The organism is Ponticoccus litoralis (assembly GCF_039769985.1).
Classification (GTDB): Bacteria; Pseudomonadota; Alphaproteobacteria; order Rhodobacterales; family Rhodobacteraceae; genus Ponticoccus; species Ponticoccus litoralis.
In genome coordinates, this window is sequence record NZ_JBDNCH010000004.1 from 576,622 (window position 1) to 588,715 (window position 12,094).

At 65.4% G+C, this 12,094-nt stretch carries 12 protein-coding genes and 2 pseudogenes; 8 read left to right on the forward strand and 6 right to left on the reverse strand.

Going from position 1 to position 12,094, the window contains the following annotated elements; genetic code table 11:
- Position 1: 1 nt before the first annotated feature.
- From ABFB10_RS23460 to modC, 6 genes are all read left to right on the forward strand, one after another.
- On the forward strand, positions 2-1,675 hold the full coding sequence (locus ABFB10_RS23460) for a M14 family metallopeptidase (RefSeq protein ID WP_347168595.1): 1,674 nt from the start codon (positions 2-4) through the stop codon (positions 1,673-1,675).
- 238 nt (positions 1,676-1,913) lie between these two features.
- The gene (locus ABFB10_RS24455; protein ID WP_430523070.1) at positions 1,914-2,366 is read left to right on the forward strand and encodes a winged helix-turn-helix domain-containing protein; all 453 of its coding nucleotides are present in this window, start codon (positions 1,914-1,916) and stop codon (positions 2,364-2,366) included.
- Complete coding sequence (locus tag ABFB10_RS24460; RefSeq protein ID WP_430523071.1) at positions 2,363-2,488, forward strand: hypothetical protein; 126 nt, start codon at positions 2,363-2,365, stop codon at positions 2,486-2,488. Before ABFB10_RS24455 ends, ABFB10_RS24460 begins: the two co-directional genes overlap by 4 nt.
- 67 nt (positions 2,489-2,555) lie before the next feature.
- Entirely contained in the window at positions 2,556-3,329 is a 774-nt protein-coding gene (gene modA / locus ABFB10_RS23470) for a molybdate ABC transporter substrate-binding protein (RefSeq protein WP_347168596.1), read from the forward strand.
- A 3-nt stretch (positions 3,330-3,332) separates the two neighbouring features.
- Positions 3,333-4,028: a molybdate ABC transporter permease subunit gene (gene modB, locus ABFB10_RS23475; protein ID WP_347168597.1), complete on the forward strand. Its 696-nt coding sequence runs from the start codon at positions 3,333-3,335 to the stop codon at positions 4,026-4,028.
- Entirely contained in the window at positions 4,028-5,122 is a 1,095-nt protein-coding gene (gene modC, locus ABFB10_RS23480; RefSeq protein ID WP_347168598.1) for a molybdenum ABC transporter ATP-binding protein, read from the forward strand. The genes modB and modC overlap by 1 nt, the downstream gene beginning before the upstream one ends.
- Positions 5,123-5,286: 164 nt before the next feature.
- Here the strand turns inward: modC and ABFB10_RS23485 are convergent, their stop codons facing one another.
- From ABFB10_RS23485 to ABFB10_RS23510, 6 genes and pseudogenes are all read right to left on the reverse strand, one after another.
- Entirely contained in the window at positions 5,287-6,429 is a 1,143-nt protein-coding gene (locus ABFB10_RS23485) for an FAD-dependent monooxygenase (RefSeq protein ID WP_347168599.1), read from the reverse strand.
- A gap of 185 nt (positions 6,430-6,614) precedes the next feature.
- On the reverse strand, positions 6,615-6,974 hold the full coding sequence (locus ABFB10_RS23490) for a c-type cytochrome (protein ID WP_347168600.1): 360 nt from the start codon (positions 6,972-6,974) through the stop codon (positions 6,615-6,617).
- 36 nt (positions 6,975-7,010) lie between these two features.
- Positions 7,011-7,250 (reverse strand): annotated as a pseudogene (locus ABFB10_RS23495) (c-type cytochrome); the annotation flags it as partial.
- 211 nt (positions 7,251-7,461) lie between these two features.
- Positions 7,462-9,384: pseudogene (locus tag ABFB10_RS23500) on the reverse strand (xanthine dehydrogenase family protein molybdopterin-binding subunit); the annotation flags it as partial.
- Entirely contained in the window at positions 9,381-10,028 is a 648-nt protein-coding gene (locus ABFB10_RS23505; RefSeq protein WP_347168601.1) for a molybdopterin cofactor-binding domain-containing protein, read from the reverse strand. The gene ABFB10_RS23505 and the pseudogene ABFB10_RS23500, both read right to left, overlap by 4 nt.
- Positions 10,028-10,537, reverse strand: coding sequence for a (2Fe-2S)-binding protein (locus ABFB10_RS23510; protein ID WP_347168602.1), 510 nt, complete (start codon positions 10,535-10,537; stop codon positions 10,028-10,030). The genes ABFB10_RS23505 and ABFB10_RS23510 overlap by 1 nt, the downstream gene beginning before the upstream one ends.
- A gap of 284 nt (positions 10,538-10,821) precedes the next feature.
- Here ABFB10_RS23510 and ABFB10_RS23515 point away from each other — a divergent pair, with 284 nt between their 5' ends.
- Positions 10,822-11,286 carry a MarR family winged helix-turn-helix transcriptional regulator gene (locus ABFB10_RS23515; protein ID WP_347168603.1) on the forward strand — a complete coding sequence of 155 codons (465 nt, stop codon included), beginning with the start codon at positions 10,822-10,824 and terminating at the stop codon, positions 11,284-11,286.
- An 8-nt stretch (positions 11,287-11,294) separates the two neighbouring features.
- Positions 11,295-11,963 (forward strand): TetR/AcrR family transcriptional regulator, encoded by a 669-nt coding sequence (locus ABFB10_RS23520; protein WP_347168604.1) that lies wholly within the window; start codon positions 11,295-11,297, stop codon positions 11,961-11,963.
- The last annotated feature ends 131 nt before the right edge of the window (positions 11,964-12,094 follow it).

Consider the following 12,094-nt stretch of genomic DNA (forward strand, 5'->3'; position numbering starts at 1 on the left):
CATGACCGGGATCGACATCCCTTTCGACACCTATCACGACTACGACACGATGACCGGCTACCTGCGGCAGCTGGCCGAGGCCCACCCCGAAATCGCCACGCTGAACAGCATCGCAAGGTCGCATCGGGGGCGCGACGTCTGGTTCATGCAGATCACGAACCCAAGGACCGGGAAGGCCGAGGACAAACCCGGTTTCTACATCGATGCCCAGATTCACGCCGAGGAACATGCGACATCGGCCACCGCGCTATATGCAATCTGGTATCTGCTGTCGAACTACGGACAGGACGAAGAGGTCACCCGGCTGGTCGACAGCCAGGTTTTCTACATCATCCCCCGCATCAATCCCGACGGCGCCGAATTCGCCCTGAAAGCCCCCTATCACCCGTGGTGCGGCAACGGGCGTTTCCTGCCGGGCGAAGACCGGATTTCCGGCCTGGTGCCCCAGGACATCGACGGCGACGGCTATATCGTGAACATGCGGGTGCCCGACCCCGAGGGCGAATGGAAAAAGGACGATGTGGATCCCCGCATCATGGTGCAGAGGGAACCGGGTGAGGAAGGGGGCGAATACTACCGCATCTATCCCGAGGGCCTGATCCGGGATTACGACGGCCTGCATGTGGAGATCGAGCAGGGCGAAGACGGAAACATGAACCGGAACTTCCCCATCAACTGGAGCCCACGGGAGTATGGCGCGGGCGAGTATCCCTTCTCCGAGCCCGAAGCGATGGGGATCGGGCGTCTCATTCTCGATCATCCGAACATTGCCGGCATGTGCGCCTACCATACTCATGGCGGCATCATCCTGAGACCCTCCATGATGAAGCTGGACGCGGATATGAGCCCGCGCGACCTGGCCTTGTACAAGGACCTCGGTGCGGTGGGCGAACGGCTGACCGGTTATCCCACCGTCTCGGTCTACGAAGAATTCACACCGGACAAGTCAAAGGTCCGGCACGGCAGTCTCAAGGATTGGGTCTACGAGGAGAGGGGCATCATCTGCTTTTCGACCGAGCTTTGGGATCTGGAGCGGACGGCGGGCGTGCCCAAGGAGGGCTACTACAACCTTGGCCCGCGAGACGCGGAAACTCAGCGTACCGTCTTCAACTGGGTTATCGAGAACCTCGGGGATCACGGCTTTCGTGACTGGACCGGGTTCGACCACCCGCAACTCGGGCCGGTCGAGATCGGCGGGATGGTCTATATCTGGAGCTACAGGAACCCGCCCGGTCACCTTCTGGAAGAGATCTGCCACAACAACACGCTGTTCAATCTTCGGCACGCCGCATCCGCCCCGCAGGTCCGGCTCGACGACGTGTTCTGCGAGGCCCTTGGCGAAGATCTCTTCAGGATCTCCGCTGTCGTGTCGAACCACGGATACCTGCCAACGAACCTGTCGGACGTGGCACTTGAAAAGGGTGTCGCCAAGACGGTCAAGGTCGCGCTGCGCACGGAAGGCGCGGAACTGGTGATGAACGCCGCCGAGCAGGATCTGGGCCATCTCGCGGGACGGAACGAACGGAAGTACCTGTGGTCGCCTTGGGGGCAGCAATGGTCCGCGGTCACCCGCAAGGCGGAATGGCTGGTGCGTGGGCGCGCCGGGTCGGCCTCCTGCGTTGTGGAACTGAGTTCGGAAAAGGCGGGGAGTACGCGGCAGCGGATCGATCTCTGAGCGAGCCCATGCCCATGCCCATGCCCATGACCGTGGCGTGGCCAGACGGCCCTTGCCACGCGGGCGGCGATCCGATCGCCGCCACGCCAACCCGTTCGGCTTTGATAGCGGTCCGGACGATTTCCGCCTCGGCTCGAACGTCGCCGGGCGGCGGGGCGGTGTCTCCTGTGGTCAGCCAGGGGCGGCCTTTCCCGTTTTCGCTAGGGCTCCCGCCGGAAAGCCGCGACGGGAAAATGCCATGCTCGACGCCGCCACGGCAGCCGCCAAGCCGAAGGGGGCAAGAATGCTCCTGCGCAAAACCTCTCTGCCCTCCTTGATTCGATATGTTTCTGAAAATACAACCGGTGATCAAGTGAGGCCATGTGCAGGGCCAGCCACGCAATGCGATATGGCTTGCGTGTATCATCGTGCGTTTGCGATACTTCGGGCCATGACAGAGAACACGACTGGGTCCAGAGAGGCCCCGAGCCTGCGCATTCGCATCCTCTTCGGCGAGGATGCAATGTTGGGGCCCGGCAAGGCCGACCTGCTTGAGCGTATCCGTGATACCGGCTCCATCGCGGCGGCCGGGCGCACCATGTCCATGAGTTATAAGCGCGCGTGGATGTTGGTCGAGGAAATGAACACGGCATTCCGCGAGCCGTTGGTCGACTCGACGAGGGGGGTGCCAAGGGTGGTGGCGCCCGGTTGACCGATGCGGGGGCGGAGGTTCTGGCCAATTACCGCAAGCTCGAAGAAATCATGGCAGAGGCGGGCGCGGCGCGGATCGGAAATATACAGGCGATGCTCAGGGATATTCCCGACGGAAAATAACGCTTGCCTGGTGGGCATCGGCTTGCGATATGTTCCTCCGACTATATCAGTAGCCGGGAGACCGCTCATGTTCCGTTCACTCCGCCTTCAGGTCACAGCAATCCTGACATCTGCCGCCGCTTTGCCGCTGGCGGCCCATGCGGAGGAAATCAATGTCTTCGCGGCAGCCAGCCTGACCAACGCGCTTGCCGAGATCGAAACGAACTTCGAAGCGGCCACCGGCCATGACCTGGTGATCTCGCTGGCCGGTTCGTCGGCCCTGGCGCGCCAGATCCAGCAGGGCGCCCTGGTCGATATCTTCATCTCGGCGAACCCGGGCTGGATGGATGCGCTTGAAGCGGACGGGCTGGTCGAGGCAGGGACGCGCTTTGATCTTCTGAGGAATTCCATCGTGCTGATCGCCGCCGGCGCCGATGCCGCGCCGGTCGAGATCGGGGCGGACATGGATCTGGCGGCTCTGCTTGGCGACGGCCATCTTGCCATGGCGCTGGTCGATTCCGTGCCGGCGGGCATCTATGGCAAGGCCTCGCTGGAGGCTCTGGGGCAATGGGGCGCTGTCGAGGGCAGGGTCGCGCAGGCCGACAATGTGCGCGCCGCCCTCGCTTTCGTCGCCGCGGGCGAGGCGCCCTACGGCATCGTATACGCAACCGATGCCGCCGCCCAGGACAGGGTCACCGTCGTCGGCACCTTCCCGGCGGACAGCCACCCGCCGATCGTCTACCCGGCGGGGGATCTGGCCAATCGCGACTTTCCGGCAGAGACCGAATTCCTCGATTACCTGCGTGGTCCCGAAGCGCGGGCGGCTTTCGAACGTCAGGGCTTCGTGGTCGTCTCCGAGTAACACGTGACGGATTGGCTCGGCCCCGACGAGTGGAGGGCGGTTGCCCTCTCACTCCGGGTTTCGCTGTGGGCGACGGTGGTCAGCCTGCCTTTGGGGATTCTGACGGCCTATGCCCTGGCGCGATGGAGGTTTCCCGGCAAGCAGCTGTTGAACGGGATTGTCCATCTTCCGCTGATCCTGCCGCCGGTGGTGACGGGGTACATCCTGTTGCTGACCCTCGGCACGCGCGGCCCCATCGGCAGCACCCTGTCCGATTGGGGCGTCGTCTTCGCCTTTCGCTGGACCGGGGCGGCGCTGGCGGCGGGAACCATGGCATTCCCTCTGATGGTCCGGGCCATCCGGCTGTCGATCGAGGCGATCGATCCCAAACTCGAACAGGCGGCTTCCACCTTGGGGGCTTCGCCGCCACGGGTCTTCCTGACCGTGACCCTGCCGCTGGCGCTGCCGGGGATCATCGCGGGCGCCATCCTCGCCTTCGCCAAGGCCATGGGTGAATTCGGTGCGACGATCACTTTCGTTTCCAACATCCCCGGACAGACGCGGACCATCCCCTCGGCGATCTATGCCTTTCTTCAGGTGCCGGGAGGAGAAGCGTCGGCGATGACGCTGGTGATCGTCTCGGTCGCCGTCGCGATGGGCGCGCTTTTGCTGTCCGAGTTGATCGGGCGCCGCGTGGCCGCCCGCGTCGGAGGGGTGTGATGCTCGAGGTGTCCTTGTTCCATGCCTTCGGGGGTTTCACGCTTGACGCCCATTTTCGCACCGCCCCGGGCGTGACGATGCTGTTTGGGCGGTCGGGGTCGGGCAAGACGAGCATCGTCAACGCGGTGGCGGGGCTTCTTTTGCCTGACGAGGGGCGCATTGCATCGGGCGACTGGACGCTTCTCGACACCGACCGAGGGATCCGCCTCAAGCCGCACCGCCGCCGCCTTGGCTATATCTTCCAGGAGGGGCGGTTGTTTCCGCACCTGACCGTGCGGCAGAACTTGTCCTACGGTGCCTTGTTTGCGCCAAGGGACGCCCCGCGCGAGGATATGGGGCGCGTGGTCGACTTGCTTGGCCTTGGCCATCTGCTCGAACGTCGTCCAAGGGCATTGTCCGGGGGTGAGAAACAGCGGGTCGCCATCGGTCGCACGCTGCTGTCGGCGCCGCGCCTGATTCTGGCCGATGAGCCGCTCGCGGCGCTTGACGAGGCCCGCAAGGCCGAGATCCTGCCCTATTTCGAGCGGCTGCGCGACGAGATGGCGATACCGATCGTCTATGTCAGTCATTCCGCCTCCGAGGTGGCGCGGCTGGCCACCACTGTGGTTGCACTGGACTCGGGCCGGGTCGTCGCGCAGGGGCCGGCGGCGGAGGTCCTGGGAGATCCCTCGGTGTTGCCTGCGGGTGCGCGCGAGGCGGGTGCCGTTGTAACGGCGCGCGTGCTGCGCCACCATGAGGACGGGCTGAGCGAACTCGATGCGGGAGGATTGTCGCTGTATCTGCCGCGGGTCGAACAGGCGCCCGGCGCCGCCTTGCGCGTCCGCATCGCCGCCCATGACGTGATCCTGTCGCGCGCCCGGCCCGAGGGTTTGTCCGCGCTCAACATCTTGCCCGGCGTGGTTCATGACGTCCGGTCGGGCGAGGGTCCCGGCGCGCTCGTTGCGATCGACACCAAGGCGGGGCGCGTCCTCGCGCGCATCACCGGGCGCTCGGCGGCATCGCTCGGCCTGGCCCGGGGCGGAGAGGTCCATGCCGTCGTCAAGGCGGTCTCGGTTGCCCCGGCGGACATCGGAACCGGGGAGCAACGCCGCTGACCCGTGCCAGCGTGTCCATTGTGCCGGCTCCGCGAACCCGTTCTGCTTGGGCATGGACATGGCCTCGACGGGCCGGTTCCTCGGTCAGGGGCCCAGAAAAAAACGCGGCCCTCCACCGGGGAAGGGCCGCGCGCGTTCAGGGGGGCATATGAGCGGGGAGGATCCTAGCCCAGTTGAACGCTAAGGGGGTCGTGGGCGTAGACCCGGGCCGGATCTTCCGGTTCCTTCAGCCAGGTATTGGCGTTCGAGATGGTCTGCACCTTGGTGGCGCGCTCGCGCCGGGTCGCCTCGTAAAGGGCAAAGGCGCTGGCGTAGTCCTTTGTGCCGACCTCCTCGAGGCAGCGGGCCAGCACGGCGGCATCCTCGATCGCCATGCAGGCGCCTTGGGCCATATGCGGGCGCATCGGGTGGCAGGCATCGCCCAGCAGGCAAAGGCGGCCCTGGCTCCAGAGGTTCAGGGGATCGCGGTTCCAGAAGGGCCATTTGGTGACCTCTTCGGTGGCGTCGATCAGCGCGTTCACCACGGGATGCGAGGCGCCGAAGGTCGCTTCCATCTCTTCGCGCGAGCTGTCGACAAAGCTGGCCTCATGTGCCCAGCCGTCCACCGGCACGCCGGTCACATAGTAATACTCGGAATTGTTGCTCTTGGTCGCATAGGCCATGATGTGGCGCGACTGTTCCCACCACCATTTGACGCAGGGCTCAAACTCGACACCGGAGGCGCGCAGCTTGTCCATGTTGACCAGCGCTCGGTGACCGACCCAACCGGAGAAGCGGGGCTTTTCGACGCCCAGCAGCTTTTCGCGGATCATCGAGTTGATGCCATCCGCACCGATCACCAGCTGGGCCGCGACCTGCTTGCCATTGGCAAAGGTGAGAAGCACGTCGCTGTCGCGCTCTGTGATATCGGTCAGGCGGTGGCCGAAATGCAGCCGGTCCTGCGGCAGGGCGGCGATTTGTTCGGCGTGCAGGTCGCCCCGGTGGATGGTGATGTAGGGCGCGCCGTATTCGCGCTTGGCATAGTCGCCAAGCTGGATCCGCGAGAGATAATCGCCGGTCATCCCGTCGCGGGAGAACCAGTAATCCGGGTGCGAGCCGATGGCGGCCAGCCGATCCTCTAGACCGATGCGGCGGAAGACCTTCATCACGTTGGGGCCGATATGGATGCCGGCGCCAAGGCGGGTAAAGACCGGGGCCTGTTCAAAGCAATGCGCGGAGAAACCCGCATCATCCAGCAGCGCCATGGCCGCCGCGCCACCGAGCCCCGCGCCGATAATGGCGATATCCACCTGATCGATCGAGTGCATGTCAGTTCCTCTTTGCCGCTGCAATTATTGTTTGTATGCTAACAAATGATCCGGCGCCGGTCCAGAGCAATGATGCGCGAAACATGTCTCTTTTCAGCGCATCCGGCCTGATTTCAGAAAAATCAGGCCGGAGTTCAGGTTTTTCGTGATGGGCATTTGTTCAAGTGATGGGGCGCGCGCCGCCCTTAGGGCCAGGCGGGCAGGTCCGGCACGTAGCGGGCGCGCAGGTAGGCGCTGAGCCGTTCGATCTGATCCGCGCTCAATTCGCCTCCAAAGGCGGGCATGTCGCGCAAATCATGGCTGAAGGGCGCGACAAGCCCGTCGCGGATCACCGTGGTCAGGGCCTCGGGCGAGGGGGCGCGAATCGCCATCGATTGTCCAAGCGGCACATGGGCGGCGGTCGCAGTGCCGTCAATCGCCGGTTCATGGCAGGTGGCGCAGGCGCTTTCAAACAGGCGATGGGTGGCGTCGGGCTGGGCGGGCAACTGCGGTGCCGGAGTGGGCACGGCATCCGCTTCGGTCAGCGAGGCGAGATAGGTTGCCATGGCGCGGATATCTGCGTCGGGCAGGGGGCCAAGGCTTTCAACCACATCCGCCATCGGACCCGAGGCGGCGGCGAGGCCGGGGGCGATGCCATGGCGCAGATAGGCAAAAAGGCTGTCGGCGTCCCAGCCCCGCGCGCCCGCCGGAGCACCGGCCAATGCGGGGGCAAACCAGCCCTTGATCATCGCGCCGGACAGGGCTGCGGCCCCGCCCTGCTCCGCGCCAAGCGCGTTGCGCGGGCTGTGGCAGGCGCTGCAATGACCCGCCCCTTCGACCAGATAGCGGCTCGCGGTTCCAGGTCTCGCTCTGGGCGGGGTCGGGGGTCAGTTCGGTCGGGTTGTGGTAGATCAGGTTCCAGACCGCATTTGTGGCGCGCAGGTTGGTGGGGAAGACCATCTGCGCCTGCGGCACCTCGGCCCGCACCGGCGGCAAGGTCTGCAGGTAGCCATACAGCGCATACATGTCCTCATCGTTGATCTTGGCGAAGGAGGTATAGGGGAAGGCCGGGTAGAGGTTGTGACCCTCGCGGCTGATCCCCTTCCGCATGGCGCGGTCAAAGGCCGTGAAGCTCCATGCCCCGAGGCCGGTTTCGGGATCGGGGGTGATATTGGTGGTGTAGATCGTGCCAAAGGGTGTCTCTACCGCGCGCCCGCCGGCATTGGCGGGGCCATTCTCGGCGGTGTGGCAGGTGGCGCAGTTGCCAAGGGCAAAGACCTCGGCCCCGCGTTGCAGAAGCTCGTTGGAAAAACTGCCTGCGGCGGGGGCGCTGCCGGGCGGGATCGCCCGCGCCATCGGCAGGGCAACCGCTCCGGCGGTGAGCGCGCCGCCAAGCGCGGCAGCCATCGCAAGGGCGCGCGGCTTGCGGCGCGATTTCGTCGGGATCATGCCGGGCAGGGCGGGGGTGGGAATTTCGCGCGGCGCAATGCCGAGGGCGCTGCGCATCTTCTCGGGCGTAAAGGGCGCCTCGCGCATCCGCACCCCGGTGGCGTCAAAGATCGCGCTGGCAATTGCGGCAGCAGAGGGCACAGCGGCGCTTTCGCCCACCCCAAGCGCGGGCTCTTCCGGGCGCGCGATCAGCAGGGTCTCGATCTCGGGCGTCTCGGGGAAGGTCAGGATCGGGTAGTTTGCCCAGCTTTGCGGGGTGACGGTGATCTCGTCAAAGCTCACCTCTTCTTTCAGCACCCGGCTGGCCGTCTGATTGACGTTTCCGTGGATCTGGTGGCGCACCCCGTCGGGGTTGATGACCAGACCCTGATCCTGACCGACGAAGACGCGGGTCAGAGTGACCTCGCCGCTTTCCATGTCCACCGTGACATCGCAGACCCAGGCGGCGGCGGCAGCGGCCGTGCCGGGAAAGGCGCCGTGCACATAGGTTGCATAGGCAAAGCCGGTGCCATAGGCCATCCGCCCTTCGCGCCGCAGGCGCAGGGTCTCGTGCCGCTGCCAGCCCGCCGCCTCGGCGGTGCGGCGGATCAGATCCGCGGCGCGGGGGTCGTCGAGATGGGCAAGGCGGAAGTCGACCGGGTCCTTGCCCGCCTCATGGGCCATCTCGTCGATGAAGCTCTCATGCGCGAAGGTATTGGGCAGGGCCGAGACGCCGCGCATCCAGGCGGCCCGCACGATGGGGGCCATGTCATGCACGGTGATGCGCTTGTGCGGGATGCGGTAGGGCGGCACGGTGGTGCGGTCGCCCATATCCGACGGGCGCGGCTCGGGCGAGACGGCGCCGGTGAGCAGCAGCGCGAGGTTCGGGCCGCGGTTCGAGGGATACCAGGTGTCGAGGCTATAGGCGTGCAGCGCCCCGTCCTTGAGGCCGCCGGTGATGTCCATCAGCTGTGCCGCGCCCTTCGGCTCCCACAGGTGTTCCTGCGCACGGGTGAGCTGCACCCGGACCGGACGCCCCAGCGCGCGCGCCATCAGCAGGGCATCGCCGCAGACGTCATCGGCGCAGTTGCGGCCATAGCATCCGGCCGCCTGATAGCGGCGGATCTCGATCTGTTCGGGCGGCAGGCCGGTCAGGGTGGAGAGATCGCCGCGCAACATATGCGGGTTCTGGCTGCCGGACCAGACTATGGGGCGACCCCGGTTCCAATCCGCCACCGCGCAGGAGGGGCCGATGGAGCCGTGCAGGTGATAGGGCCAGACATAGCTGCGCGTCAGGGTGCTGTCGGCCTCCGCCAGCCCTTGGTCGAAATCGCCGGTCCGGTCAAGCGCGCGGGGCGTCGAGGGCTGGTCGCGGATCGCGTGGCGCAGGTCGCCGAGGTCCGGCGCGGCGGGGGCTGCGCCACTGGACCGGCAGCGCCTCGGCAATCGCCTGCGCCTGATCGGCGCGGGCTGCGACCACGCCGAGGAAGTCGCCTTGGTGCACCACCGCGAGGAAGCCGGGCATATGCCGCACGGCGTCTTCGTCAAAGCCGATGAGACTGGTGCCGATAAAGGGGCCGCTGTCGCGCCCGGTATAGGGGGCGGATCACATGGCCATGCACCATGCCCGCCACGTCGACATCGTGGATGTAGGTATGCTGGCCGGTGACCTTGGCGGGCAGATCCTTGCGGGCGGTTCTGCTGCCGACGATCTGGTAATCGGCGGGGGATTTGAGACGCGTGGCGGGATCAAGCCGCAGCATCTCCTCGCGTCCTTCCAGCAGCGCCTCGAAGGCAACCGAGGTGTCTTTCCAGATCACAACCCCGTCGCGCAGGGTGACGCCGCCCTCAGGCGCGTTAAGGCGGCGTGCGCCGCGGGCGGCCAGTTCGGCGCGCAGTTGCGCCGCCGCAAGGCGCAGGGGCACGGCGGCGACCTGGATGGTCTCAGAGGCGATGGTCGGCCCCTGATCCGGGGTGCGGTCGGTGTCGCCAAGGATCACCTGCACCCGCGACAGGGGCAGCTCTGCCTCCTCGGCGACGATCTGCGCCAGCGCCGTCTCGATCCCGGTGCCAAGGTCGACATGGCCGTTGAAGGCGGTCAGCACGCCGGAGCTGTCGAAGGTGACGAAAATCTCGCGCCCCGTTTCGGTGTCGCGGTGTACGGAAAGGCTGCCAAAGGGGAGATCGGTCATCAGGAAGCAGCCTTGTCAGAGGGGGTGGCAGCAAGGAGGGCTGCGGCGCGCTGCACCGAGGCGAGGATTTCCGCATGGGTGCCGCAGCGGCAAAGGTTATGCGCGAGGGCGGCGCGGATGCATGCCTCGCTGGGGTTGGGCTTTTGCCGCAGCAGGGCGACCGCGCTCATCACCATGCCGTTGAGGCAATAGCCGCATTGCGCGCCCTCCTCGGCGACAAAGCCCGCCTGCACGGGATGCAGCGCGCCGGTTTCCGGGTCCGCCAGCCCTTCGAGGGTGGTCACGGAGCGGGCGCCAAGCTTGCCCACCCGCAGCACGCAGGCGCGGGCCGGGGCGCCGTCGACCAGCACGGTGCAGGCGCCGCATTGCGCCATGCCGCAACCGTATTTCGGCCCCTTCAGGCCCAGTTCGCTGCGCAGCACGTCGAGCAGGCTGCGATGAAGATCGAGATCAAGGTCATGGTCGATGCCATTGACCCTCAGATGCGTTGACCCTGTCGCGTCAGTCATGATGCGGACCTCCCCGGCTCCTGGCAGTATGCCCGAAGCAATCCTGCACATCAGATGTATTTTTGTACGCACACAAACAAATTTCATCCTCCGACGCAAGGCAGCAGCGCAGGGTAATTGTCGTTTACCCTTGTCACGCGTCCCCCTGCCGACCATGTATGTACACAAACAGGTCTTGCGCCAAGGCACAGCACCGGCGCGACCGGTCTACCGCCTCGGGGTTGCCTCTTTGTGCGGGCCATGTAAACGGTGAGACCAATGTGCTTTAGTGGAAAGATGCGGCCATGGCGCCCCGGACCCTAGACGAGACCGCAGAGCAGGTCAGCATCGCCGCGTCGGACTACGTGCTGGACGAGCAGGTCGGCTTCCTGATGCGCAAGGCCTATCAGCGGCACCAGACCATCTTTGCCGAGCGGATGATTGGCGGGCTGACCGCGACTCAATTCTCGATGTTGTTCCGCCTGTTTCAGGTGCCGGGACCGATCTCGCAGAACGCGTTGGGCCGGCTTGTGGCGATGGATGCGGCCACCACCAAAGGGGTGGTGTCGCGCCTGCAGGCGCAGGAGCTGATCACCGCCGAGCGCGACACCGAAGACAAGCGGCGCTACATGTTGCGCTCCACCGCCAAGGGGCGGGCGCTCATTCAAGAGGCGCTGCCGGTGGTGATGGGGATCACCGAGGCAACGCTGGCGCCGCTGACCAAGCGCGAGAGCGAGACCTTTCTGCGGCTGCTCGCCAAGCTCTGCTGAGCGTGCCGGTGAGCGCGTTCAGATCCAGCCGCCGCAAGCCCGGTCGTCCGAAAGAGACCGACAGCACCGACCTGCGCGACCGCATTCTGGACGCGGCGGAACTGGAGTTCGCCGACCACGGTTACAATGGCGCGCGGATGCGCGATATTGCGGCGCGCGCCGGGGTCAACCTCGCGCTGATCGGCTATTACAACGGCTCCAAGGGCGCGCTGTTCGAAGAGGTGGTCCGCCGCAAGGGCGCGCGGATCGCCGCCGCACGGCATGCCAATCTTGACGCGCTTTTGGCCCGGACGCCGAGCCCTCGCCTGCGCGAGATCGTGCGCGCCTACCTGCAGCCGCAATGGGACATGAAGGAAAGCGGCCCGCCCGGGGCGGCCTTTGTGCGCCTGCAGGCGCGGCTCCATGCCGAGCCCGAAGCCCGCGCCCTGCGGCTGCGGCGCGAGATCTACGACCCTGCCGCCAAACGCTACATCGCCGTTCTGGCCGTCGCCTTGCCGCATCTGAGTCTCGAGGAAGTCAGTCTCAGGATGGCCTTTCTGGTCGGCACTTATCTTTTCATGCTGAACGATCTTGGGCGAGTCGGTGACCTCAGCGACGGGCAGATCACGGCGCTGGGAAAAGACGCGCTTCTGGACCACTTGCAGCGTTTTCTGTCAGCCGGTTTGCGGGCGGAGTGACGTGTAAGATGCTGAAATAAAATGAATTCACAAAAAGTGTATTTTTTAAACTTGTTTCTATACGAACGAAAAACTAAACAGGTGATTAATTAATATACAAACAGGTGCAGGACATGACCAAGTATCGGATC